Source organism: Brevundimonas sp. NPDC090276 (assembly GCF_044772165.1).
Lineage (GTDB): Bacteria > Pseudomonadota > Alphaproteobacteria > Caulobacterales > Caulobacteraceae > Brevundimonas.
In genome coordinates this window covers 63,634-89,994 of the sequence record NZ_JBIVYK010000002.1, presented here as the reverse complement: position 1 = coordinate 89,994, position 26,361 = coordinate 63,634, and the positions used below count along the sequence as shown (strand labels likewise).

Annotated in this window: 17 protein-coding genes; 5 read left to right on the top strand and 12 right to left on the bottom strand. The window is 66.2% G+C overall.

From position 1 onward, the window contains the following. The first annotated feature begins 70 nt into the window (after positions 1 to 70). Genes ACIQTU_RS06230 through ACIQTU_RS06220 form a run of 3 tightly spaced genes read left to right on the top strand, consistent with a single transcriptional unit; the run spans position 71 to position 12,218 of the window. Positions 71 to 9,049, top strand: coding sequence for a peroxidase family protein (locus ACIQTU_RS06230; protein ID WP_400543978.1), 8,979 nt, complete (start codon positions 71 to 73; stop codon positions 9,047 to 9,049). Positions 9,050 to 9,109: 60 nt separating this feature from the next. Next, entirely contained in the window at positions 9,110 to 10,858 is a 1,749-nt protein-coding gene (locus tag ACIQTU_RS06225; protein ID WP_400543975.1) for a type I secretion system permease/ATPase, read from the top strand. A gap of 4 nt (positions 10,859 to 10,862) precedes the next feature. Beyond that, positions 10,863 to 12,218: an HlyD family type I secretion periplasmic adaptor subunit gene (locus ACIQTU_RS06220; RefSeq protein ID WP_400543972.1), complete on the top strand. Its 1,356-nt coding sequence runs from the start codon at positions 10,863 to 10,865 to the stop codon at positions 12,216 to 12,218. 122 nt (positions 12,219 to 12,340) lie between these two features. Here ACIQTU_RS06220 and ACIQTU_RS06215 read toward each other — a convergent pair whose 3' ends face one another. Next, on the bottom strand, positions 12,341 to 12,481 hold the full coding sequence (locus ACIQTU_RS06215) for a hypothetical protein (RefSeq protein WP_400543969.1): 141 nt from the start codon (positions 12,479 to 12,481) through the stop codon (positions 12,341 to 12,343). On the opposite strand from ACIQTU_RS06215, the gene ACIQTU_RS06210 reads away from it, so the two are divergent. Then, positions 12,480 to 13,130 carry a LuxR C-terminal-related transcriptional regulator gene (locus ACIQTU_RS06210; RefSeq protein ID WP_400543967.1) on the top strand — a complete coding sequence of 217 codons (651 nt, stop codon included), beginning with the start codon at positions 12,480 to 12,482 and terminating at the stop codon, positions 13,128 to 13,130. The two genes, ACIQTU_RS06215 and ACIQTU_RS06210, sit on opposite strands and share 2 nt — an antisense overlap. Here ACIQTU_RS06210 and ACIQTU_RS06205 read toward each other — a convergent pair. The 4 genes from ACIQTU_RS06205 to ACIQTU_RS06190 all read right to left on the bottom strand — a co-directional run bounded on the left by ACIQTU_RS06205 (position 13,127) and on the right by ACIQTU_RS06190 (position 15,995). Next, complete coding sequence (locus tag ACIQTU_RS06205; RefSeq protein ID WP_400543964.1) at positions 13,127 to 14,308, bottom strand: aromatic amino acid transaminase; 1,182 nt, start codon at positions 14,306 to 14,308, stop codon at positions 13,127 to 13,129. The genes ACIQTU_RS06210 and ACIQTU_RS06205 overlap by 4 nt on opposite strands. Continuing rightward, positions 14,301 to 14,546: a DUF6356 family protein gene (locus ACIQTU_RS06200; RefSeq protein ID WP_400543961.1), complete on the bottom strand. Its 246-nt coding sequence runs from the start codon at positions 14,544 to 14,546 to the stop codon at positions 14,301 to 14,303. Before ACIQTU_RS06200 ends, ACIQTU_RS06205 begins: the two co-directional genes overlap by 8 nt. Positions 14,547 to 14,649: 103 nt before the next feature. After that, positions 14,650 to 15,117: an Lrp/AsnC family transcriptional regulator gene (locus ACIQTU_RS06195; RefSeq protein WP_400543958.1), complete on the bottom strand. Its 468-nt coding sequence runs from the start codon at positions 15,115 to 15,117 to the stop codon at positions 14,650 to 14,652. After that, positions 15,114 to 15,995, bottom strand: a complete 882-nt coding sequence (locus ACIQTU_RS06190; protein WP_400543955.1) for a LysR family transcriptional regulator — start codon at positions 15,993 to 15,995, stop codon at positions 15,114 to 15,116. The genes ACIQTU_RS06195 and ACIQTU_RS06190 overlap by 4 nt, the downstream gene beginning before the upstream one ends. A gap of 134 nt (positions 15,996 to 16,129) precedes the next feature. Here ACIQTU_RS06190 and ACIQTU_RS06185 point away from each other — a divergent pair, with 134 nt between their 5' ends. Continuing rightward, positions 16,130 to 17,023, top strand: a complete 894-nt coding sequence (locus ACIQTU_RS06185; protein ID WP_400543952.1) for an enoyl-CoA hydratase/isomerase family protein — start codon at positions 16,130 to 16,132, stop codon at positions 17,021 to 17,023. Positions 17,024 to 17,128: 105 nt separating this feature from the next. Here ACIQTU_RS06185 and ACIQTU_RS06180 read toward each other — a convergent pair whose 3' ends face one another. The 7 genes from ACIQTU_RS06180 to ACIQTU_RS06150 form a co-directional block, all read right to left on the bottom strand. Then, on the bottom strand, positions 17,129 to 19,393 hold the full coding sequence (locus ACIQTU_RS06180; RefSeq protein ID WP_400543950.1) for a TonB-dependent receptor: 2,265 nt from the start codon (positions 19,391 to 19,393) through the stop codon (positions 17,129 to 17,131). A 173-nt stretch (positions 19,394 to 19,566) separates the two neighbouring features. Continuing rightward, the gene (locus ACIQTU_RS06175) at positions 19,567 to 20,865 is read right to left on the bottom strand and encodes an MFS transporter (protein WP_400543947.1); all 1,299 of its coding nucleotides are present in this window, start codon (positions 20,863 to 20,865) and stop codon (positions 19,567 to 19,569) included. Between the two features lie 201 nt (positions 20,866 to 21,066). Continuing rightward, on the bottom strand, positions 21,067 to 22,584 hold the full coding sequence (locus ACIQTU_RS06170) for an AMP-binding protein (RefSeq protein ID WP_400543944.1): 1,518 nt from the start codon (positions 22,582 to 22,584) through the stop codon (positions 21,067 to 21,069). A 23-nt stretch (positions 22,585 to 22,607) separates the two neighbouring features. Further along, a complete protein-coding gene (locus ACIQTU_RS06165; protein ID WP_400543941.1) occupies positions 22,608 to 23,555 on the bottom strand; it encodes an NAD(P)H-dependent flavin oxidoreductase in 948 nt (315 codons plus the stop codon). A 141-nt stretch (positions 23,556 to 23,696) separates the two neighbouring features. Then, positions 23,697 to 24,503: a 3-oxoadipate enol-lactonase gene (pcaD, locus tag ACIQTU_RS06160; protein ID WP_400543938.1), complete on the bottom strand. Its 807-nt coding sequence runs from the start codon at positions 24,501 to 24,503 to the stop codon at positions 23,697 to 23,699. Next, positions 24,503 to 25,708: a 3-oxoadipyl-CoA thiolase gene (gene pcaF / locus ACIQTU_RS06155; protein WP_400543935.1), complete on the bottom strand. Its 1,206-nt coding sequence runs from the start codon at positions 25,706 to 25,708 to the stop codon at positions 24,503 to 24,505. The genes pcaD and pcaF overlap by 1 nt, the downstream gene beginning before the upstream one ends. Continuing rightward, on the bottom strand, positions 25,705 to 26,352 hold the full coding sequence (locus ACIQTU_RS06150) for a 3-oxoacid CoA-transferase subunit B (RefSeq protein ID WP_400547028.1): 648 nt from the start codon (positions 26,350 to 26,352) through the stop codon (positions 25,705 to 25,707). The genes pcaF and ACIQTU_RS06150 overlap by 4 nt, the downstream gene beginning before the upstream one ends. Positions 26,353 to 26,361: the final 9 nt, after the last annotated feature.

Genomic DNA, 26,361 nt, shown 5'->3' with positions numbered 1-26,361 from the left:
TGATCGACCCAAGCGCGGCGTCCGGATCACGCACGGCCCTCCCCCTGGCATTTCCGCCCCGGAGGCTAAGATGGTCGCGCTCAATCAACATGATCTGGAATTCATCCTGAAGCAGATCAAGATCGCCGAGGCGCACGCCAACGGCACGCCCCTGACGGAGATCCGTCTGGACGCCAATGGCCGGGTGATCACCGACCGGGCCTGGTACACCTCGGCCAGCTTCGATCCGACCCTGCCCCTGGCCATTCCGGACGCGAAGACGCCGTACGGCCTGCGCACGGTGGACGGCAGCTACAATAACCTGATCGAAGGACGAGAGTTCTGGGGCGCGTCGGACCAGCCGATGCCGCGGCTGCTGAACCCGAACTTCATCAACGAGGGCGACGACAGCATGGTGCTGGGCGGCGGCCAGACCGTCACCAACAACAACTACGGCGTCATCGGCGCGCCAACTCCAGGCGTCAACGGCGGGCACTCGGGCAATGTCGCGGACGCCGACCCGCGCCTGATCTCGAACCTTGTCGCCGACATGAGTTTCAACAACCCGGCCGCCATCGTCGCCGCTCTGACTTTTGCCGGCTCGGCTGACGTCTACGGCGACCTTGCCGTGGTGCGCGCCGCTCATACGACCCTGATCAGCACGATTGTCGCCATCAACGCCGACGCCGGTCTCGACGAGGCCGCGAAGCAGACGGCGCGCGACGCCGCCCAGGCCGAGTTCGATCTGGTGCTTGAGGCCAAGGGGCTGGAGGCCGAGAATGGCTCTCTGATCATCCCAAACGTCGCCGCTGACGAGGGCCTGACCGCGCCCTTCAACGGCTGGATGACCTTCTTCGGCCAGTTCTTCGATCATGGCCTGGACCTGATCACCAAGACCGACAATGGCACCATCTACATCCCCCTGGCGCCCGATGATCCGCTGCGCACGCACGGGGCCGACGGCATTCCGGGCACCGGCGACGAGGTCTCAGCGCAGAACGCCTTCATGGTGTTGAGCCGGGCCACCCCGGTGGCCGGTCCCGGCGCCGATGGAATCATGGGCACCGCCGACGACACCGCGCACGAGGCGGTCAACGTCACCACCCCCTTTGTCGATCAAAACCAGACCTACACCTCGCATCCATCGCACCAGGTCTTCCTGCGCGAGTATGCGACGGTCAACGGCCGGACCGTGGCCACCGGCCGCCTGCTGGACGGCGCAAACGGAGGACTCAGCACCTGGGCCGACGTCAAGGCCCAGGCGCGGACCATGCTGGGCATCGAACTGACCGATCAGGACGTCTTCAACGTGCCGCTGCTGCGCACCGACGCCTATGGCCGCTTCATTCCCGACCCGACCACCGGCTACGCTCAGGTCATCGTCGGCATAGGCGCCGACGGCATTCCCAACACCAGCGATGACATCGTCATCTCCGGCACGGCGGCCAATCCGATCAACCTGATCGCCATGGCGACCACGCCGGTGGTGATCAACGGCGTCAGCTATTTCGGGCCGGCGCGCACGACGCACGCCTTCCTCGACGACATCGCGCACAACGCCGTGCCGGGGACGGTGTTCGACGCGGACGGCAACCCCGCCACGCCTGGAACCCTGGTCGTGCAGGCCGACACTGACGACGTCGCCGGCAATACGATCGCCACCGATTTCCGGGGCCGCAAGGTCGCCTATGACGACGAACTGCTGAACGCCCACTTCGCCACAGGCGACGGGCGCGGCAATGAGAACATCGGCCTGACCGCCGTCCACCACGTCTTCCACTCGGAACACAATCGGCAGGTCGAGGCCCAGCAGTTGACCATCCTGCGCTCGGGCGACATGGCCTTCATCAATGAATGGCTGGCGACGGATATTGCGGGCCTGCCCGCCAACTTCGCTTCCCTGTCGGCTCTGGATCAGGTCGCCTTCGCCAACACGCTGAACTGGGACGGCGAGCGCCTGTTCCAAGCGGCGCGCTTCGCCACCGAGATGCAGTACCAGCACCTGGTGTTCGAGGAATTCGCGCGCCAGGTTCAGCCCCTGATCGACCCCTTCGTTTTCAACAGCACGACCGACATCAACCCCAGCATCTTCGCTGAGTTCGCCCACACGGTTTACCGCTTCGGCCACTCCATGCTGACCGAGAACATCGGCCTGGTAGACGCCAATACGGGGGCCCAGAGCGAGATCGGACTGATCGAGGCCTTCCTCAACCCCGGCGCCATGAACGCCCTGGGCACGGCGGATGAAGCCACCGCCGCCATCGTGGCCGGCATGACGCGTATTCGCGGCAACGAGATCGACGAGTTCGTCACCGGCGCCCTGCGCAACAACCTGCTGGGTTTGCCGCTGGATCTGCCGGCCATCAACATCGCCCGCGGACGCGACGCCGGGATTCCGTCGCTGAACGACGCCCGCGCCCAGCTCTATGCGGCGACGGGCTCGACCTTCCTGGAGCCCTACAAGAACTGGGTCGACTTCGCGGCCAACCTGAAGAACCCCCTGTCGGTGGTGAACTTCATCGCCGCCTACGGCACCCATATCAGCATCACCAGCGCGGCGACTTCGGCGGCCAAGCGGGACGCCGCCTGGGCCCTGGTCTTCGGTGCGGCGGGCGAAACCACGGCTGATCGCGCCGCGCGGATCGCCTGGCTGAACGGTCCGGCGGCCCAGACCGGCGTCAACGCCATCGACCTGTGGATCGGCGGTCTGGCAGAGAAAAAGATGCCCTTCGGCGGCATGCTGGGCTCGACCTTCAACGCCATTTTCGAAGCCCAGCTGGAGAACCTGCAGGACGGCGACCGCTTCTACTACCTGACCCGCACCCAAGGGCTGAACTTCCTCAACCAGCTGGAAGAAAACGCCTTCTCCAAGCTGATCATCAAGAACTCGGCTCTGGCCGACCCCGGACCGGACGGCATTCGCGGCACCGGCGACGACATCGTCAACCGGCACCTCGGGGTCAATGTCTTCGCCGATTACGACTTCTATCTGGAGGTCAATGCGGCGATGCAGTTGGGGCTGGACCCGACCGGCAACGACCTGGTGCTCGAGGGCATGGGGCGCGGCAAGGTCCAGCGCGACGATCCCCTGACGGGCGCCGTGGAAGCCAACTTCCTGCGCTTTACCGGGGGCGAGCACGTCTCGATCGGCGGCACCAACGGCAATGACACCATCATCACCGACTTCGGCGACGACTCCATCTGGGGCGGGGCCGGCAATGACCGCATCGAGGCTGGTGCAGGCGTCGACCTGGTCAACGGCGGCGACGGCGACGACATTATCACCGACAGCGGCGACAGCGGCGACTTCCTGAAAGGCGAAGGAGGCGACGACGTCATCGCCAACTCCAACGGCCTCGACATCCTGATGGGCGGATCGGGCAAGGACGTCTTCTTCGTCGGCGTCGACGACACCGAGGTGTTCGGCGGCCAGGGCGACGACTTCATCCTGGGCGGCGACGCCGTCGACTTCCTGATGGGCAACGAAGGCGACGACTGGATCGAGGGCGGCGGCGGTTTCGACACCACCGCCGGCGACAACTCCGAGCTCTTCTTCAACTCGACCATCATCGGCCATGACGTGATGTTCGCCGGCTCGGACGAGCATGACTTCGACGCCGAGTCCGGCGACGACATCATGGTCCAGGGCGAAAGCGTCATGCGCAACGAGGGCATGTTCGGCTTCGACTGGGCGATCCACAAAGGCAGCGGCCTCGCAGCCGACTCGGACCTGACGAAGCCGATCTTCACCACCGATCAGGCCGACATCCTGCGCAACCGCTTCGACGGCGTCGAGGCCCTGTCGGGCTGGATCAAGAACGACCGGCTCTGGGGTGACGATCGCGCAGCGCCGACAGACGCCGGCAGCGTCCTGGCTGCGGCCGAGGGGACCATGGTCGGGCATGAACTGGATCAGGCCGGCATCGACCGGATCGCCGGCCTCAACCAGATCATCACCGCCAATCTGATGACGACACGTCCCTATTGGGCGGACAGCACGGGCACGGTGAAGTCGGTCTTCGTCGGCGGGAACATCCTGCTCGGCGGCGGCGGCAGCGACGTCATCGAAGGGCGCGGCGGCGATGACGTGATCGACGGCGACGCCTGGCTCAACGTGCGGATCTCGATCCGCGACGCCGCGGGCGCCGAAATCGCCACCATTAACAGCCTCAAGGACAATGTGACGCTTGGGGGCGTGACCAAACCGCTTTCGGTCTGGATGCTGGATCGGGTCATCACGCCCAGCCAGCTCCACATCGTGCGCGAGATCCTGCACGACGACAGCGGCACAGACGTCGCCGTCTATTGGGACGTCCGCGCCAACTACGACATCACATCGAACCCGGACGGCAGCATCACCATCTTCCACCGCGCGCAGACCGCCGGGGCGGTCGATCCTGCAACGGGTCAGAACCGCGTGTCCGACGGGACCGACACCATCCGCAACATCGAAGTGCTGCGCTTCGCCGATGGCGACGTCAGTCTCACGCCGCCGCAGCTCTTCCTGCAGCAAGTCATTCGGCAGTACGCGGACAACTTCAACACCGCGAACTTCGGCAACTCCACGGGCAGTGCGCCGTGGAACCCAGACTGGGTTGAAACCGGAGACAACAACGTCGTCACGACCGGTCAGATCCGGATCGACGGCGGCAACAACAACGTCCTGCAGTTCACGCAAGGCGACGGCGCGCAGATCCAGCGGACCGTTGAACTGGGCGGGAAAGCGTCAGCGTCGCTGGCCTATTCGGTGGCCGAGGATGGTCTCGACGCCGGCGAGACCGTGACGGTCTTCTTCTCGCGGGACGGCACCCTGGCGGCGATGGTCCAGATCGACCTGATCACCGGCGCGACCAATAATGCGAACAGGAACATCGCGCTCACAGGCCCCTTCACCCAGAACGCCTTCATCCGTTTCGTGGCCTCGAACATTTCGGGGACGAATGAGACGGTCAACATCGACAATCTGGTCGTCACCTTCACGGAATCGGCGATCCGGGACTATGAGACCACCTTCACCGAAGACGGCGCCGATCAGAGCATCGCCTCCGCGCCGCTGATCGTCGAGGACCAGCAGATCGTTTCGGCCCGCGTGGTCCTGACCAACGCCCAGGCCGGCGACGCCTTTGACGTGCCCGTCAACCTGCCCGGGAACATCACCCGCATGATCGACACCTCGGTCCCCGGCCAGATCATTGTCACCTTGACCGGCAACGAGCCGAGCATCGCCAACTGGCAGGCCGCGCTCCAGGCCGTCGAGTTCCGCAACACGTCGCAGAACCCCGCCACGGTGGATCGGATCATCGAGGTGACCGTCAACGACGGCTTCCTGTCCAGCCAGATCGCCCGCACCACCGTCAACGTCGTGGCGGTCAATGACCAGCCGGCGGTCAACAATGACACGGTGATCACCAACGTCGCGGCCGGCTCCTTCGCCATCCCCGAGTGGGTGCTGCTGCGCAACGACGTCGACGTCGACGGCAACACCATCGCCGTCACCGGGCTCAGCAACCTCAACGGTCTCACGGCGACGCGGGCCAACGGCGTCGTGACCGTGACCGATACGGGCGGGGCCGGCGGCTCCTTCGTCTATACAGGCAACGACGGCTCGGGCGCCGCCAACGCCACGGATACGGCGACGGTGACGCTCACGCGCGACGTGACAGGCCCCATCGGCGGCACGAACGGAGCCGACATCCTGATCGGCGACAACGCCGCCAGCACATTCGACGGAGCGGGCGGCGACGACGTCATCCTCGCCGGCGGCGGTAACGACACCATCCTGTGGAATGTGGGCGGCGGCCGCGACTTCGTCGACGGCGGCGCGGGCACGGACACCTTCACGGTCAACGGCAACAACACGGCCGAGGCCTTCATTGTCTACTCCAGCGTCGCGGCGCAGACCGCCGGCATCCTGGGCCTCCGCCCCGAGACCGAGATCGTTGTGACCCGAAATGGCGTGGTGATCGCAGAACTCGACAATATCGAAGAGATCATCATCAACACAGGACCGGGCAACGACACCGTCACTACAAGCGGCAATTTCAACCCGACCAGCCTCAGCTTCTCGACCATCACGATCAATGACAGCGGCGGCAACGACACGCTCGACATTACGGGCATGCAGTCGGCGCACCGCGTCGTCCTCCGCTCCAGCGGCGGCAATGACACCATTGTCGGCGCCCTGCGACCCCAGGACGTGATCGAGTTGGCTGATGGAAAGACGTTCCGGGATTACGTGAAGACCTACAACCCGGACGGCAGCGTGAAGCTGGCGAGCGGTGCCCACTCAGTCACCTACTTCGGCACGCCCAGCCTGGCCGCCGAGGGGGTCGTCCAAGCGCCTTCCAACAGCGCCTTCGACCTGCCGATGGACGAGGAGGACTTCGAAGACCTGCTGCAGATGGTGCGCGACGGTCTGTTCCGGGACGCCTCGGGCCTGGGCAACAATGTCGCCAATCCGCATCTGGCCAACGCCGGCCAGCCCTTCATCCGCCTGACCGACCCCTATTATACGGACGGCGCTTCGGGCGTGCGGCAGACCACCCTGACGCCGCGTCAGATCTCTGATCTGGTTTCGAACCAGGACAACAACGGCGACGGCGTCGAGGAAAGCACGCCCAACGCCTTCGGCGGCACCGCCCTGCTGACCGCCTTCGGCCAGTATTTCGATCACGGGCTGGACTTCATCAACAAGGGCGCGCCGGGCAATATGCCGATCGGTTCGCCGAACTTCCCGATCTCAGCGCCGCGGGCCAACATCGTGCCCGGCACCGGCGTCGATCCCGACGGCGTGCCCAATACCGGCGACGAGATCGCGGCCCAGTATATCAACGACACCTCGCCCTTCGTCGATCAGAACCAGGCCTATGGCTCGCACGACGCCATCACCGACCTGTTGCGGCAATGGGTGGTCGGTCCCGACGGGCAGCCGCTGCAGACCGCCTATTTGCTGAAGGGCGCCCCTGACGCCACCGGCCGCGCCAACCTGCCGACGCTGGACGATATTCGCGCCAACTACCGGATCATGACCGGCGGCCAGGAACTGACGGCGGAGGACATCTCCAACTATGACGGCACCGGCCAGCCCCTGCTGATCGACTTCGTGCCCGTCTACAAGACCGACCCGGCGACGGGCCAGCCGGTCCTCGATCTGGACGCGCTGGGCCACTACTACGTGGTCGGCGACGGGCGCGGCAACGAGAACGTCATGCTGACCTCGGTCCATACGATCTGGGAACGCAACCACAACCACTGGGTCGATCGTCTGAAGGAAGCGACCAACGGAGCCTGGACCGAGGAGGAGTATTTCGAGGCCGCGCGCATCATGAACATCGCCGAGTACCAGCGGGTCGTCTTCACCGAGTTCGCCCAGGCCATGGCCGGCGGACTGGACGATGACGACGAGCATGGGTTCGAGGGCTATGACCCGACTGTGGACGCCTCCATCTCGCTGGAGTTCGCCCAGGCAGCCTATCGCTTCGGCCACTCCATGCTGAACGAGACGGTCAGCTATGTGGATGCCGACGGGACGACCAAGCAGATCTCGCTGGTGCAGGCCTTCCTCAATCCTGCGACCCTGGCCGGAATCGGCGTCGACGCCCTGCTGCTCGGCGCCGCCACGACCCCCCATCAGGCCATCGACGTCGACATCGTCAACGCCCTGCGCAACCAGTTGGTCGGACGGCCGCTGGACCTGGCCGCGCTCAACATTTTCCGCGGTCGCGACGTCGGCATCCCGCCGTTCAACGCCGTCCGTGAGCAGCTCTACGCCAAGACCGGCGACGCCAGCCTGCGCCCCTACACGGGCTGGTCAGACTTCCAGACGCGCAACGGCCTGTCGAACGAGGCCCTGCAGCAGCTCAAGACGGCCTACCCGGACGGCTTCGCCAGCATGGACCTGTGGGTCGGGGGCCTGTCCGAAAAGCCCCGCCATGGCCAGCTCGGCTCGACCTTCGGCTACATCTTCCTAGATCAGCTGAACCGGCTGCAACATGGCGACCGGCTCTATTATCTCGAGATTTTCGACGACTCCCTGTTCAACAACGGGCAGGCGCTGACCTTCTCCGAGATCATCATGCGCAACACCGGGCTGACAAACCTGCCCGAGTTCATCTTCCAGCCAAACCCGCCGCCCCCCGCCGGCGACGATGACGACGATGATGAGGATGATGAGGATGACGACGGCACGCTTCCTCCCGGCGGCGATGATGACGATGACGATGACGATACGGGCCAGCCTGGCGGCGACGATGATGATGACGACGGCGGCACGGACACCGGCCTTCCCCCGGTCGTCCCCGTCACGCCGCCCGTGGACCGGGTTCTGACCGGTGGTTCGGCTGACGATGCCCTGATCGGGGGCGACGGCGACGATACCCTGAGCGGCGGGTCGGGCGACGACACCCTGACCGGTGGCGCAGGCGACGACTTCCTCTATGGCGGCTCCGGCGACGATGTCTTGAAGGGGGGCGCAGGAGACGACCACCTGAGCGGCGGGTCGGGCGATGACCGCCTGGACGGCGGCGACGGCGACGATGTTTTGACCGGCGGTTCAGGCGACGATGTCTTCGTCTTCGGCGACGGCGACCGGATCACCGACTTCAAGGTCGGAACGGACAAGATCGATCTCAGCGGCCTTGGCGTAACCGCGGCGACCTTCGCCTCCCTGGTCGCCATCAACGGGGCGGGATCGGGCGCCAGCGTAACGATTGGAGGACAAACCCTGCTGCTGGACGGGGTCGCCAGCGGCAGCCTCACGCCCGCCGCCTTCATCCTTGGCGGTGCGTCCGGCCTGGCTCCGGCCACTCAGCCCGAAGCCTCGCTGCCTAGCGGCGAAACCGAGGTGTTGGTGACGGTGCCGAACCTGACCAATCCCGATGCGGACGACTTCCTGATACCGAACGGACGGACGTTCCGGCCCAGCTTCTGCGATGACGGGCACGACGCGTCGGGAGGAGGCTTGAAGTTCAGGAGCATGGGCGACGGACCCAACCAACAGCGCTTCCAGCTGTTCGAGGACGACGTGATCGACTGCAATCATCTCGATGATGACGGGTACATTTTCGGGTGAACCCCGCCGGGCCGCGACCCTCGGCGCGGCCCGGCGCCTTCCTCAAGGGGAGACGCGACTGTGAAGATCGTACTGGGTGACATCCCCAAGCCCTTCGACAACGCGCTGAAGGCGTGCCGAAGCTATTTCTGGCTGGCCGCCTTCTTCAGCGCCCTGGTCAACATCCTCTACCTGGCGCCGACCATCTACATGATGCAGGTCTATGATCGGGTGGTGCCCACCAGCGGGGTCCTGACCCTGCTCTGGTTGACGGTTCTGGTCTGCATCGCCCTGGCGACCCTGGCGGCGCTGGACGCCATGCGCAGCCGGATCATGACGAGGGCGGCGCTGCGCCTGGACGGTTTGCTCGCCGGAGAAATCCTCGACCGGCTGATGATCCGCAAGCGCCTCATGCCGGGCGAGCCCTCGACCGCCCAGGCCATGCGCGATTTCGATTCACTGCGCACCGCCCTGGCCGGACCAGCGGCCATCGCCCTGATGGATGTGCCCTGGACGCCGATCTATCTGCTGGTGGCCTTCATGATCCATCCCCTGCTGGGCGGGTTGATCATCGCTGGCGGCTGCGTGCTGACCGGACTGGCACTGGCCAACGCCAACAGCACGCGCAAGGGCGCGCAGGAAAGCCACCGCGCAACCGCCAACGCCCACGCCGCCCATGACGCCGCCGTGGGCATGTCCGAAGTCGTCCGGGCCCTGGGCATGCGTCGGGCCATGGTCTCACGTCAGTTGGAGACCCGAACCCAGGCCCTGGAGGGCGGGGTCGACGCCCAGCTGACTGGCAGCCGCTATAACGCCCTGGTGAAGTTCACGCGCATGGCGCTGCAGTCCCTGGCCCTCGGCGCGGCGGCCTGGCTGGCTGTCAGCGGCCAGATTTCGGTCGGCGCCATCATCGCCGGCTCAGTGCTGCTGAGCCGCGCCCTTCAGCCGATCGAACAGACCGTCGGCGTCTGGCCGACCATCGTCCAGGCCCGCCAGGCCGTCGGGGTGCTCAAGACCCTGCTGACCAACACTGAACCTCTGGTGCGCGACACGCTGATCCTGCCGCCGCCGGAAGGCTATGTCGAACTGGCCAATGTCAGCGTCCGCAACCCCGAGGGCACGACCTATCTGCTGCATTCGGTGTCGCTCTGGCTGGTCCCCGGCGACATCCTGGGCGTGATCGGCCCGTCGGGCGCGGGCAAGTCCACCCTGTCGCGCGTGGTAGCGGGCGCCCTGTCGCCGGACGGCGGCCATGTTCGAATCGACGAGGCCAGTTACGCCGATTGGGATCCCGAGGCCCTGGCCCGCCATATCGGTTATCTGCCGCAGGACAGCGGCCTGATGGCCGGTACGATCGGCGAGAACATTTCCCGTTTCGCCGCCGATCTGGATGCCGATCAGGAGACGATCGACCGGCAGGTGGTGGCGGCGGCTGAAAAGGCCGGGGCCCACCAGATGATCCTTCACCTTCCCGGCGGCTATAATGCGATGCTCGGGCCGGGGGGCAAGGGACTGTCGGGCGGCCAAGCCCAGCGCATCGCCCTGGCACGCGCCCTCTACGGCGATCCCCGCATCCTCATTCTCGACGAACCCAGCGCCGCCCTGGACGCCGAAGGCGAGCTGGCGCTGCGCAACGCCATGGACGCCGCCAAGGCCCGCGGCGCGGCCATCCTTATCGTGGCGCATCGGTCATCGGTGCTGCGCAACGTCGACCGTCTGGCCGTTCTCAACAGCGGAACGATCGAACGCCAGGGTCCACAGGCCGAGGTCCGCGCGGCCTTGGCCGCGGTCGGCGCCGGCGACAACGTCGTCAACATGAAGCCGAGGTAGAGCCATGCAGGACCTGACCCGCACCCAGCCTTCGTCGCTGGCCCTGACCCGGACCAACCTCGCGGCCCCGCACCGCGAGGCCCGGATCGGTTTCATCCTCTCAGGCGCCTTTTTTGTGGGCCTGCTGGGGTGGGCGGCCTTCGTGCCCCTGGACGCCGGGGCCATGGCCGACGGCGTCGTGGCCGTCTCGGGCAACCGGCAGGTCGTCCAGCACAGGGACGGCGGCGTCATCACCGGCCTCTATGTCACCGAAGGCCAGACCGTCCGAGCGGGCCAGCCCCTGCTGCGCGTGGCGACGCCGGAACTGGTGGCGTCAGAGCGCGCCATGACGAGCGAGGTGGTTTCACTTCTGGCGCGCCGCGCCCGCCTGGCCGCCGAGCGCGACGGGCGGAGCGAACTGACCGAGCCCATCGAGTTCACGCATCTGACCGCCGCCGACGCTGCCTTGGCGCAGGAGGCGCTGGCCGGACAGAGCCAGCTTCTCAGGGCCAGACGCGCCTCGATCCAGACCGAACGGGCGGTTCTGTCGCAACGCGTCCGTCAGCAGAGCGAACAGATCGGCGGACTGGCCCACCAGATGGACTCCAACCGCGAGCAGTCCAGACTGCTGGGCGAGGAGTTGGAAGGGATGCGCCGCCTGCTGCCCGACGGCTTCGTCGCGGTGAACCGGATACGGGCCATGGAGCGCAACGTCTCCGAACTGGACGGACAATACGGCGCGCTTCGCGCGGATTCCGCCCGAACGTCCGAAGCCATCGGCGAGACACGCCTTCAAATGGTGTCGCTGGACCGGATGCGACTTGAAGAAATCTCCACCGAACTGGGCGAGATCCAGCAGCGTCTGGACGAGGTCCAGCCCAAGCTGGATGCTATGCGCGAGCAGGTCGCGGGCTCCGTCATCCGCGCTCCGACCGGAGGCAAGGTCGTCGGCCTGACAACCTTCACCATCGGCGGCGTGGTCGCGGCCGGGGCCACCATCATGGAAATCGTGCCCCAGGATCGGACCCTGGTGGTCGAGGCCAAGGCCGCGCCGACCGACGCTGACGACCTCAAGGTCGGCATGAAGACCCAGGTCCGTTTCAGCGCGCTTCAGGAACGCAATCTGCCCATACTTGAAGGCGCCGTCACCCGCGTCTCCGCCGACAGTTTCGAGGACGAACGCACGGGCGCGCGATACTTCGAGATCGAGATCGTGGTCCCGCCCGCCGAACTGGACAAGATCCGCCAGATCCGAGGCGACACGGGCCTGCGCGCCGGGCTGCCCGCCGAAGTCCTGGTCCCCCTGCGGTCCCGCAGCGCCCTCAGCTACCTCCTGGAGCCCCTCACCCAGACCCTGTGGCGGGCGGGACGGGAGCACTGAGGCCGAGGAAGGTCCTAATGATTTTCAGTAACGACCCAATATATCAAAAGGTGTTTTTGCATCTATGTAAGTTAAATTGCCTACCATCCGACTAAATACGGCCCATCATTTGATACGGGCATTCAAATTTGCAAAACATTGGTTTTTACAGCTTGTCTGTTTTCTTGGCTCGCAGCAATACTCTTTGTTTGAGCAAGGCGGCGATCGCGATCGGGGAAGATCGACCAGACAAGGGCTGCGGGCTGAAGAATGAACAGGTTCATGGTGGCAGACGACCAGCCGCTCTATCGCGCCGGGCTGGTGGCGACGCTTCGAAACCATCTTGCCGCCGAGGAAGTCCGCGAGGAGGCCGACTACGGCGGCGTGCTCAAGGGCCTCGCCTCTGCGCCCGACACACAGCTGCTGTCTGTCGACCTTGAGCTTCCCGGCATGGGCAATCTGGACGGGATCCGGCGGCTGCGCCGCCACCACCCCGACCTGAAGGTCATTGTGGTCGCCTGGCCCCCCGCGCGACGCTCGGTCTTCAACGCCCTGTCCGCCGGCGCCCACGGCTTTGTATCCAAACGCTGCGCCCCCGCCGAAATGGCGGCCAGCTTCAAGTCCGTGCTCGAAGGCAACATCTACATCCCCTCGACCGTTTGCGATCTACAGCCCGAACCGCGCGCGGACATTCACGACGACGCCCACCTTCTGACATGCCGCCAACGTCAGGTCCTGACGCTGCTAACTGCGGGCAAATCGAACAAGGAGATCGGACGCGCCCTGATGATTTCCGAAAGCACGGTGAAGGTTCACCTCACCGCCGCCTTCCGACAACTGGGCGTCCACAGCCGCATGGCCGCAGCCGCCGCGCTGCAACAGCACACCCCCTCCTCCCAGCTTGATCTGCCCGGCCTCTCGGCGCTCGGCTAGAGACGGTCCACGTCAGCCAGCGCCTCGGCGAAGCAGCCGAAATTGCTGTCGTTGAGGCCTGCAACATTGATGCGGCCCGAGGCGTCCACATAGACGGCGTGGCGCTCGCGCAGGACGCGGACCTCTTCGCCGGACAGGGGCAGCAAGGCGAACATGCCGCGCTGCTGCGACAGACGGCTGAGATCCAGTCGCTGCAGGGGAACGCCCGACAGACGGGCGCGGACTGCGTTGACGCGCACACGCATGGCGTCCAACTCTGCTCGCCATTGGCGCGTCAGCTCGGGCGAAGACAACACGGCCTTGACCACCGCAGCGCCGTGATCCGGCGGGTTCGACCACAGCAGTCGCGCCTGACCGGCGGCGGTCTGGCCCAGGTTGGCGGCGGTTGCGGCTGAGCTGCTCAGCATCATCAGCATCCCGGCGCGATCCCGGTACAGGCCGAAGCTCTTGGAGCAGGACAAGGCCACAAGCGCAGTCTCGCAGCCATCCAGCAGGGCGCGAACACTGGCGACATCCGCCTCGACGCCGTCGCCGAGACCCGGATAGGCCAGGTCGATCAGCGGCGTCAGGCCGCGGCTCGCGGCGGCCAACGCCGCCTCGCGCCAGGCATCCAGCGGCAGATCGGCCCCGGTGGGGTTGTGGCAACAGCCGTGCAGCAGGACCACATCGCCCGGCCGCGCCTGCGCCAGAGCGGCGTTCAGCGCCTCGACGTCGGCGTCGCCGTCACCATTGAGGTGGGCATAGGTCTGCGCCTTCAGGCCCACGGCCTCGATCAGCGGCAGGTGGGCGGGCCAGGTCGGCGTACCGATCCAGACATGGGCGTCAGGGTTGGCTTGCGTGATCAGTTGCAGCGCCAGGCGCAGGGCTCCGGTGCCGCCTGGCGTCTGGATGCGCGACAGACGCCCCGCGGCGGCGGCTTCCAGTCCAGGGAAGGTCGCGTCCTGCAGCCGAAGGGCGAACTCCATGTCGCCCGCCGGGCCGACATAGCCCTTGGACGTCTGCTCGTTCAGGAGCGTCTGCTCGGCGGCCTTGACCGCCGCCATGATCGGAATGGCGCCGCGCTCATCGCGATAGGTGCCGACGCCGAGGTCGATCTTGTCCGCGCGCGGGTCGGCCTGCATCAGCAGGCCCAGTTGCATCAGGGAGTCGGTGCGCGCGGGCGGCAGGCGATCAAACATGGGCCTGATCCGGGTTGGGCACGCGGGCCGGGTCGGTCCTGTGCGTCACCATGCGATGATGCAGGGTGGTGACGACGCCGCTGCCCGTCTTGACGCAGAGGCCGGGGAAGATGGCGTGGACAAAGCAGGCCATGGCGCCGAGGAACATCGCCCCGCCGAACGAGGCCGCCACGCCCATGTGCTCGAAATAGCTCTCTCCAACCGACGCCGGGTGCTCGACGAACATACGCTTGAACATGGGATTCTCCTGAACAGGAGAGGACTCTATTCCGCGCGATAAAGAGGAATTTTCTTATTTAATCCCGTTTTCATCCCTACGGGAGAATTTCATTCTCTCTACGTCAGACGCCCTGCACCGGCACGGCGGTCGTGAATTTGATCTGCTCCATGGCGAAGCTGGACGAGACGTCGCACAGCGGCGCGATGGCGATCAGCCGTCGATAGAAGCGATCATAGGCGGCGATGTCCTTGACCAGAACCTTGAGCAGATAGTCGACCTCGCCGCTCATCCGGTAGAACTCCACCACTTCAGGCAAGGCGCTAGCCTTCTTGAAGGCCTCCAGCCAGCCTTCATCGTGCTGACTGGTCTTGATCGAGACGAAGACCACCAGCGGCAGATCCAGAGCCTCACGATCCAGCAGTGCGACGCGGGCGGTGATGACCCCAGTATCCTGCAGCCGCTTGATCCGCTTCCAGCATGGCGTCTGGGACAGGCCCACGCGTTCGGCCAGTTCCGCGATCGGCACGGTGGCGTCGTCCTGGAGGATGGCGAGCAGGCGGCGATCGACGGCGTCGAGGGGGGTGGTCATTCGCCTTCCCTCTGAAGCAGGTCGCCGATCCAGCGGCGCAGCTTGGCCACCACCGGCAGGGCTTGCAGGTCGCGATTGACCGCGAACCAGTATTTCAGCCCGGTCCTGATCGGCCGCTGGCCCAGGATGACGACCCGCCCCTCGGCGGCCATGCGGCGCGCGATATAGGTCGGGGCCAGCGCCACCCCCAGGCCGTGCTCCGCCGCCGAACAGGCCGAGGCCATGGAATCAAAGGTCAGGATCTTGGCGTTCGCAGGCAGTTCGTAGCCGAGTTCATCCGCCACCGTCGTCCAGTAACTGGTCCCCACCGTGTAGCCGATCAGAGGCACGTCCAGCACGCGCCGCGCCGCCAGACCGGCCGCCGCAGATGGCGAGGCGATCAGATGCATGTCCAGATCCATCAGTTCGTCGATCTTCCACCCGCCGCCGGGCATTTCGCCGACCCCGATGATCAGGTCGTGCGACCGTGACGTAGGGGCGTCGCCGTGCCGGACATTGGTGAACTCAAGTTCGATGTCGGGAAACCTGCGCCGGAAGGCCTCGATGTTCGGCAGGACGAAGTGATCGCCGAAGCTGGCCATGCAGCACAGCCGCAGGCCGTTGGCGTTCCGGCTGGCGGTGATCTCGTCCCAGGTGCGCATCAGCTCGGCGCGGGCCACTGCGAAAGATTTTGCCAGCAACAGGGCGTGCTCGGACGGCTCCACCCCCTGCCCCACACGGAAAAACAGGGGCGCGGCCAGCGCCTGCTCGACCGACTTGATGCGGTGGCTCACGGCCGAGGGGGTGACCAGAAGCTCGTCCGCCGCCCGCTTGAAGCTGCCGCACCGCACCACCGTCTCGACGGTCTGCAACAGGATCAGCGGCGGCATGGTCGACATGGGGGAAGCTTCCACGGCAAGCTGGGACGGCGCACCGCCTCATGAACTGGGTTCATCTGTATCGGGCGATCTTGTTTGTGTCGACCGCTGCCCGCGCCCCATGTCTGGCCCAGCCTCAACCTAGGGACCAGAGCATGCGCGAGATCCATTACCCCAGCGTCGATGCGGCCGTCGCCGACGCGCCCGAGGGCATGACCAGGTTCAGGATCGAGGTCGAGGACAGCGGCGTGGCCCTGCTGACCCTCGACCGACCGGAACGGCTGAACGCCTTTTCCATGGGCTATGCGGCGGGCGAGGTGCGGCCCGGCGGCTGGTCCCTGTTCGATCGGTACATGCGCGCCCTGACTCAGGAGCTGAAGCATGATCCAGCGATCAAGGTGGTGGTCATCACCGGCGCCGGGCGGGCTTTCTCCGCCGGCGCGGACATCAAGGACTGGGCCGAGATGGAGGCCGCCGCCGACCCGACCGCCTCGCCCTTCATCAAGGACAACCTGCTGTTCGACGAGCACACGGCCATGATGCACATCTGGTTCAAGCAGATGGTCAAGCCGACCATCGCCATGGTCAACGGCCCCGCCGTGGGCATGGGCGCCGACCTGGCCTCGGTGGCCGACATCCGCATGGTGTCGGACCGGGCCTTCTTCCAATGGGCCCATGTGCTGAACGGCCTGGTCCCGGCCGACGGCGCGCCCTGGCTGCTGCAAAAGCTGGTGGGTCAGGCCAAGACCTTCGAGTGGCTGATGACCGGCGCCCGCGTCAGCCCCCAGGAAGCCCTGGCTGCCGGATACGCCAACCATGTCGTGCCGCACGACGACCTCCACGACCGCACCATGACAATGGCGCGCCAGATCGCCGCCCTGCCCGCCCGCACGGTGCAGGCCACGCGCTTCGCCATCAACGCCTCGGCGGACCTGTCCTTCCAGGACTCGATCGGCCTGGCCTATGTCACCGGCTACGCCACCCAGGCCGACATCCGCGAGCGGATCATGCAGCGCGCCGAGGCCGTCACATCCTCCAAGGCGGAGTAGCCGCAAAAAGAAACCCTCGGGCGTTGCGGCCCGAGGGTCATGAGGTTGAGGACAGGCTGCGAGCCTGCGCGTCCCGGTCCCTCGCAAGACCGAAGCGGATAGGACCTAGTAGTTCACCGTCACGCTGAAGCCGAAGGTGCGCGGCGGGATGATCGAGGCGACGCGGGCGCCCGAGAAGATCGGCACGTTCATCACATAGCCCATGGCCCGCTCGTCGGTCAGGTTCTTGACCACCAGACCGGCGCGCCAGCGGTTGCTCTCGCTGACCACGGCCACACCGGCGTCGACCGAGGCGTAGCCGTCCTGCAGCGAGGCCTCGGCCAGGTCGGTCGCGAGGTAGTGCTTGCTGCGATAGTTGACGCCCAGATTGCTTTGCAGCGTCAGGCCGTTCGGCAGGTCGGCGACGTGCTCAAGGTTGACGTTGCTCGACCACTTGGACGAGGCGAACAGCGGGCGTCCGCTCAGGTCCTGCAGGCAGGAACCCGGTCCGGTGAAGGCGGCCTTCTGCTCGGCGGTGCAGACCGCGCCGGTGTAGTTCTGGTAGGTGGCGTCGGTATAGGCGGCCGAGCCGGTGAAATAGAGGGCCGGCGTGATCTGCCAGCGCCCGTTCACCTCGACGCCCTGCGAGCGGGCGGCGGCGGCGTTGGTCGTCAGGAAGCGCACCCCGTCGAAGGCCGAAACCTGCAGGTCCTCGAAATCGGTGCGGAAGATGGCCAGGTTCACCTCGGCGCGGTTGTCAAGGAAGCGCGACTTCCAGCCCAGCTCATAGGCGGTGGCCTCTTCGCCCTGATATTCTAGGCTGAGGCCGCTCTGGTCGGCGACGTCGAAGCCGCCGCTCTTGAAGCCCTGCGTCACCTTGAAATAGGCCATGCCGCGATCGGCGTCGCCGTATTGCAGGGCCAGCGACGGCGACAGGTTGCTTTCGCTGCGGTCCAGGTCGGCGGTGAAGTTGACGCTGCCCAGCACGGCCTTGCTGACGGCCAGAACCATGCCGCTGGTTTCCGGCGTATTGGTCCCGAACTGCAGGACCGTGTTCTGCTTGAAGGCCGACTTGTCCTCATTGGTGTAGCGCAGGCCGCCGACGACGGTGAAGGCGTCGTTCAGGTGCCACTTGCCCTCGGCGAAGGCGCTCCAGATGGTCGAGGTCTGATCAAAGGTCCGCTGCGAGCCGACCTTGACCGTGCCCAGCAGCGAGCCGTCCACGTCCAGGCGCGGATCGGTGAAATAGGTGCCGCGCTGATAGAAGGCGCCCAGGGTGTATTCGAAACGGTCACTGACCGGCGACTCCAGACGGACTTCCTGGCTGAACTGGCGGAACTCTTCGCTTTGCTTGTAGGCGATCAGCGGGATCGACGTGCCGTCGGCGTCGTTGGTCTGCTTGGTGTCGAACGACGAATAGCCGGTCACGGCGGTCAGGACGAAGTCGCCCAGCTCCTTGTGAACCTCCAGCGCGAAGTTGTCGGACTGGATCTCTTCGGCGTCATTGAGGAAGCGGCCCGACGAGCTTTGGCGATCCAGCCTGTCCTCGATCCTGGGATCAAAGGCCGTCAGCACATTCTTGTAGGCGCCGAAGCTGATCAGTTGGAAGGGCGAGCCGACGCGGTTGACGTCGCCGTGCTCATACTTGGTGTTGACCTTCAGCGTGTCGCTGGGCTCCCACTCGACCGAGGCGCGGATCAGGGCGTCTTCGCTGGTGCGCTCGTCGCGGTTGGTCAGGGTGTTGAACAGATAGCCGTCGTTGCGCGATACGCGCGCCGCCAGACGACCGCGCAGGGTCTCGGTCAGCGGGCCGCTGACATAGCCGGCCAGGACGCGCTCGTTGGCCTCGGTCTCGTATTCGGCGGTCAGACTGGCGCGCGGTTCCGTGGTCGGACCGGCCGTGGTGATGTTGACGGCGCCGGCGATGGTGTTCTTGCCGAACAGGATGCTCTGCGGCCCCTTCAGAACCTCGACGCGCGCCAGGTCGAAGAAGGGCACGGCGAACTGCTGGTCGCGACCGGCGAAGACGCCGTCGACGAACATGCCCACCGACTGCTCAAAGCCGCGATCGCCGCCCGAGCCGATGCCGCGAATGCTGATCAGGGAGGTGCTGCCCGACTTGCGGACGCTGAAGTTGGGAATTTTGCCCGAAAGCTCGTCGAAGTTGGACAGGCTGAGGCGGTCCAGGGTTTCGCCGCCGACCACGTCGACCGAGATCGGCACGTTTTGCAGGGACTCCTGCTTCTTCTGCGCGGTGACGATGATGTCGTCGAGCGTGCTGGAGGCCTCGGCTTGCGGCTCCGGGGTCGCGGTCTGGGCATAGGCCAGACCCGGCGTCAGCAGGGCGGTGGACACCAGACAGGCCAGGCGGAATCTGTTTTGCGTCTTCATGATCATTCTTCCCCGAAGGCTTCAGCACTCGGGCGAACCCCGTGCGGCCTCTTGCGACCGAGCCTTTTCAAGTCGCGATGCTAGGTTCGGCCTCGGCGCGAAAACAAACGAATTGGACGCGCCATCGATGAACTGACCTCATCAGTTCCAGACGCATTCATCCCCCGCTCCGCCTACTCGAAGGTCCCGCCGGGCTGCGAGCCCAGACGCAGGGACAGCGCCATCAGACAGAGGGAGACGACGGGCGCCGCCACGCCGACGCTCAGCAGGACCTGGATGCTGTGCGGCGTCGCGTCAGCGGTGGGGTTGAAGCCCAGCCAGGCCACCAGCGGCAGGACCAGCCCCGCCGCCATGCCGGTGCCGACCTTGTCGAACAGGGTCACGACCGAGAAGGCCATGCCACGCACGCGCCGCCCCGTCTGCGCCTCATAGGCATTGGCCTGGGCCCCCACCAGCGAGCGCACCAGATAGGGACCGGAGCCGAAGGCCAGACCCACGCTGGCCATATAGGCGAAATAGGCGGACGGCGTGCCGATCCGCCCCCACAGGAAAAGGCAGAGGAAGGCCGCCGCCGTATAGAGGCTGGCCACGATCAGGGCGCGCTTGTCGCCCAGCCAGCCCGCCAGCTTCATCCAGACGACCATGCCCAGACCGCCGGCGAGGAAGAAGACCACCTGGCCCAGGGCGTAGCGCCCGCCCATGCCGAACACCTGCTCCGCCATGAAGAAGCCGATCACCGAGGCCGAGACCCAGCCCAGGTTCAGCAGGAGGATGGCCAGACAGATGCCGACAAAGCCCCGGCTGAGCAGGAAGTCGCGGTGCCTGGACAGGGGCTCGTGGCTGTGACGCTGGGTGCGGCGTTCATCGGGCGCGAACAGGCTGGTGATCAGGGTCGAGACGAGGATGGCGACCAGGATGAAGCCGCCGGCCGCCGCTGCCTTGACGGTGATGCCCGGCCCGACGACCTGCTCGGCCACGGCGGTCGCGCCGAAGGTGCCGAAGATGCCCAGGATGACCGCGACCTCACGCCAGCCAAACAGCTTCGACAGGGTCCGGGGCTCGGTGGCGATGGCGGCGGCCCAGGCCTGGTGCGCGATCAGGGCCGTCGTATAGGCCGTCGAGGTCAGCATGGCCGCGACGAACAGATAGGGCGCGCCGACCAGGGCCTTCACCGGGAAGAAGAGCAGGCTGATCGCGGTCAGGAAGACCGGCAGGGCGATCCAGATCCACGGCTTGTGCTGCTGCTTGAAATGGCTGCGGTCGATGGCCAGGCCGATCAGCGGGTCCATGACGATGTCGATCAGACGCACCGCCAGCAGGATGGCGCCCACGGTCGCCAGCGGCAAACCCAGACCTTGCGAATAGAGCGGCGGCACGAAACTGAGCGTCGCCACGGTCACCGCCGTCAGCGGCACCGCATAGGCGCAATAGGCCGTCATGGCCACGCCGCCGACCTTGCCTTCGGTTTTCAAAATCCCGCTCCCTATCCCTGTCGACGTCCGTCCGGATTCCGCATGGTTTCATGCGGTTCGGCCTCTTTTGTTATGTGCGCGTCCCGGCGGCCCCGCCGCAGCGTCAAGACCCATCTGGGACCAAGGCGCAAGGGGCTTCAAATGAAATCCCCGGCCTGCTGATGAGCTGAGATCACCAGCAGACGGAACCACCGATGCGGCTCAGGAATAGCGGGCGATCAGTTCGCGCTTGTACAGCTTGCCGGTGGCGTGACGCGGGAAGTCCGTCTCGAACGCCACCGCCTTGGGCGTCTTGATCGGTCCCAGCCGGGCGCGCACGAAGCTGCGGATCGCGGTCTTCATCTCGTCGCTCGCCAAGGCCTGATCCACCAGTTCGACGACGGCCATGGCGACCTGACCGAACTCCTCGTCCGGCACCCCGATGACGGCGGCGTCCTTGATCGCCTCATGCTCCAGCAGGACGGACTCGATCTCCTGCGGATAGAGGTTCACCCCGCCCGAGATGATGGTGAAGTGGCGACGGTCGGTCAGGTAGAGATAGCCGTCGGCGTCGACGTAGCCGATGTCGCCAAAGGTTCTCCAGCCCTCGGCGCTGGTGGCCTGGCCAGTCTTTTGCGCGTCGCCCAGATATTCGAACACATGGGCGGATTCAAAATAGATGTCGCCGATCTCGCCCACCGGCAGTTCCGCGCCGTCGGGGCCCAGAACATGGACGGCGCAGTCATGAGGCCGCCCGACTGAACCGGGATGGGCCAGCCATTCGGCCGAGCTGATATTGGTCGAGCCGACGCCTTCGCTGCCCGAGTAGTATTCGTCGATGATCGGCCCCCACCACTGGATCATCCGCTGCTTCACATGCACCGGACAGGGCGCCGCGCCGTGAACGGCGTGACGATGCGTGGACAGGTCGTAGGCGCTCCGCACGGCATCGGGCAGTTGCAGCATCCGGTGGAACATGGTCGGCACCCAAAGGCTGTGGCTCACCCCATAGGCCTCGATGGCCTTCAGACACATCTCCGGATCGAACTGCTCGGTCAGCACGAGCATGCCCCCCGCATGCAGGGTGATGTTGGCGAAGCGGTGCGGCGCCGCGTGATAGAGGGGACAGGGAGACAGCACGACCGACGACGGCCCAAAGCCATAGGCGACGGCACCGCCGATATTGAACGGATCAGGCGCGTCAAAGGCGCCGTCCGGCAGGGCCTTCAGGATCCCCTTGGGCCGTCCGGTCGAGCCCGAACTGTAGAGCAGGTCCCGCCCTCGGGATGTCTCCGCCGGCAGGCTGGCGGGTTGGACCGCGACCAACTGGGCCCAGTCGTCAAAACCCTCGGCCTCGATGTCCAGAAGGCAAACCTTGGCCCCCAGGCAGCTCAGGACCTCGGGTGTCTCAGCGGCGAAACAGCCCCTGGAGACGATCACGACCTTGGCTTTGGAATCCCCGACCACATAGGCCAGATCATCGACCGACAGCTTGGTGGACAGCAGGACGTAGTAGAGGCCGATCCGCTGCGCCCCCAACATGGCCGACAGGAACTCCGGCCGGTTGGTGACCGAGATGCCGACACAGTCGCCGCGTTTCAGCCCCAGGGCCTGTAGGGCGTTGGCCGCCTGATTGGCCTGGGCGTCCAGCGCGCCGAAGGTGACGGTTCGACCGCTCGGAATGAAGGTCGCCGCCACCCGATCCGGCGTCGCCGCCGCAAACCGGCTGACATGATACATCGAAGCCTGCCCCCGCTCCGACATCAGGCGAAGGCCGTCGCCTGCATGCGCGCCAGGGCGGCGCGGTACTGGGCTTCCAGGCTGTCAACGATGTCGGCGGCGCTCTCCTGCTCGGTGATCGAGCCGCAGCCGTGGCCACAGCCGCGGATGTCCTTCCAGACCTTGATCTCGCCGTTGTCCGCCTTGCGGTACTTGGCGGTCTCGGGGCTGAATTTCGGCAGATTGTCGATGTCCAGACCGGCGGCCGTCAGGGTCGACTTCAGATAGTTGCCCGGAATGCCGGTGAAGATGTTGGTGTAGATGATGTCTTCGGCCCGGCTGGCGATGACCTCGCCCTTGTGCTGCTCGCTGGTCCCGGATTCCTTGGAGGCCAGGAAGCGGGTGCCCAGATAGGCGAAGTCGGCGCCCATGGCCTGGGCCGCCAGCACGTCCTGCCCCGTGCTCATCGCCCCAGCGAGGATGATGACGCCGTCGAAGAACTGACGCACCTCGTTGATCATGGCGAAGGGGCTGCGGTCGCCGCCCTGCCCGCCGGCGCCGGCGCAGACCAGGATCAGACCGTCGACGCCCATCGAGGCAGCCTTGCGCGCGTGGCGCATATTGGTGACGTCATGAAAGACCAGACCGCCGTAGCTGTGGACCTCGCTGATGATCTCGGGCGGCGGGGCGCGTAAGCTGCTGATGATCAGCGGCACCTTCTCGCGCACGATGGTGGTCAGGTCGGCCTGCCAGCGCGTGTTCAGTTCACCCATGACCTGATTGACGCCAAAGGGCGCGACCTTGGCCTCGGGGTTTTCAGCGGCGGCCGTCGCCAGACGCTCGCGGATCTCGGCGATCCAGTCGACCAGGGTTTCCTGCGGACGGGCGTTCAGAGCCGGGAAGGTGCCGATGATGCCGCTGCGGCACTGTTCAACAACCAGGTCCTTGGTCGAAGCGATGAACAGCGGCGACCCAATGATCGGGAGGCGCAACCTGCCCTGAAGACTTGCCGGTATCGTCATTTCAAACCCCACCCAACGTCGGAAACCAGGGCTTTGAAATCCGGCAGATCGACCGCTAAGACAAACGAGTTATCGGACTCATTGATGAATGACGTTCATGGCTTGCGGCTCTCACGCCGACTCCAGTCCACCGGCGTCAAGGAAGCCAAGCACGGTCTCACTGAAGACGGAGGGCGTCTCGACGTTGGACAGGTGCGCCGCGTCCAGCACGGCCAGTTCGCCTTGATGGACCGCGTCGGCCAGCCAGCGACCATCCTCGACCGAGGTCGAGGGGTCCTGAGACCCGGCTATAACCAGCGTTGACGCAGCGATCAGCGGCGCCGTGGGGCGCAGGTCCATGTCGCGGATGGCGGCGCAGCAACCCGCGTAGCCGGACGGATCACAACCAAGCAGCATTTCGCGGATCGGCGAGACGGCGTTCTGCTCGCGCATTGGGAAGCTGGACGTGAACCAGCGGGCGATGGAGGCTTCGGCCAAGGGCGCCATGCCGTCCCTCAGCACACCCTCGATACGGCCCTGCCAGCCCGACGGCGGTCCCATATAGGCCGAGGTATTGGCCAGGATCAGCTTGCCGATCCGCTCCGGCGCACGCACGCCCAGCCACTGGCCGACCATGCCGCCTTTGGACAGGCCGCAGAAGTCCGCCCGCTCCACGCCCACGGCGTCCAGCAGCAGCACGGCGTCGCGGCCCAGGCGATCCATGGAATAGGCTCCGGCGGGCGAGTCCGACTGGCCGTGCCCCCGGCTGTCGTAGCGCAGTACGCGGAAGCGCCGGGTGAAGGCCGCCATCTGGGGCGCCCACATCTCCATCGTCGTGCCCAGGGAATTGGACAGCAGCAGGACCGGCGCATCATCCGGCCCGTCGAAGCGCCAGGCGATGCGGCAGCCGTCGTCGGCGGTGAAGACCTGAACCGCCATCAGACCCGCTCCACCGCAACCGCCAGCCCCTGCCCCACCCCGACGCACAGGGTGGCCAGGCCGTAACGCCCGCCGATCTTCTCCAGTTGATGGACCAGGGTCATCAGGATGCGCGCGCCCGACATGCCGAGCGGATGGCCCAGGGCGATGGCGCCGCCGTTCGGGTTCACGCGCGGATCGTCGTCGGCCACGCCCAGGCCGCGCAGCACGGCCAGACCTTGCGAGGCGAAGGCCTCGTTCAGCTCAATGGCGTCGAACTGGTCCATGCTCAGGCCATGGCGCGCCATCAGCTTCTGCGTCGCCGGAATGGGCCCCACCCCCATGACGCGCGGGGCCACGCCCGCCGAGGCCATGCCGATGATGCGCGCGCGTGGAGTCAGGCCCTGAGCCTTGGCCGCTGCCTCGGAGGCGATGATCATGGCGGCGGCGCCGTCGTTGACACCCGAGGCGTTGCCCGCCGTCACCGTGCCCTCCGGGCGCACGATGGGCTTGAGCTTGGCGAGGGTCTCCAGCGTCGTGTCGGCGCGCGGGTGTTCATCCGTATCGACGACGGTGACCGCGCCCTTCTTGCCGACGATCTCGACCGGCGTGATCTCTTCAGCAAAGAAGCCCCAGGCCTGAGCCGCCGCCGCGCGCTGCTGGCTACGAACGGCGAAGGCGTCCTGATCGGCGCGGCTGACGCCATAGTCGTCGGCGACGTTCTCGCCGGTTTCCGGCATGGAATCGACGCCATAGGCCGCCTTCATCGCGGGATTGACGAAGCGCCAGCCTATGGTGGTGTCGTAGATCGCGGCCTGACGCGAGAAGGCGCTCTCGGCCTTGGCCATGACGAAGGGCGCGCGGCTCATGCTCTCGACCCCGCCCGCCAGCATCAGGTCAGCGTCGCCCGCGCGGATGGCCCGCGCCGCATCGCCCACGGCCTGCAGGCCCGAGGCGCACAGGCGGTTGACGGTGGCGCCGCCGACGCTCTCGGGCAGGCCCGCCAGCAGCGCGGCCATACGCGCGACGTCGCGGTTGTCCTCGCCTGCCTGATTGGCCGAGCCGAGGATCACGTCATCGATCGCCGCCGGGTCGAGGCCCGGACTGCGCGCCAGCAACGCCTTCAACGGCAGGGCCGCCAGATCGTCGGCGCGGACCGAGGCCAGGGCCCCACCATAGCGGCCGATGGGGGTGCGGATAGCGTCGCAGATGAAAGCCTGGGTCATGAGAAGGCTCCCGCGTCGAAAGCCGCGCCGGTCTTCTGGCGTACCTCACCCAGAGTCACGCCCGGCGCCAGCTCCAGCAGGGTCAGACCGCCCTGCTTCTTGTCGACGGCGAAGACGCACAGGTCGCTGATGATCAGATCGACCACGCCCTGGCCGGTCAGCGGCAGGGTACAGCGCTCCAGGATCTTGGGCTCGCCGTACTTGTTGCAGTGCTCCAGCACCGCGACCACGCGCTTGACCCCGGCCACCAGGTCCATGGCCCCGCCCATGCCCTTCAGCATCTTGCCGGGGATGGTCCAGTTGGCGATGTCGCCATTAGCGGCCACCTCCATGGCCCCCAGGACGGTCAGGTCAATGTGGCCGCCCCGGATCATGGCGAAGCTGTCGGCCGAGCTGAAGAAGCTGGAGGTCGGCAGTTCGGTGATCGTCTGCTTGCCGGCGTTGATCAGGTCGGGATCGACCTCGTCCGGGTAGGGAAAGGGCCCCATGCCCAGCATGCCGTTCTCGGACTGCAGGGTGACGTGCACGCCCTCGGGAATGTGGTTCGCCACCAGGGTCGGAATGCCGATGCCGAGGTTGACGTAGAAGCCGTCCCGCAGCTCGCGCGCCGCGCGGGCGGCCATTTCATCGCGGCTCCAGCCGATCTGGGTCTC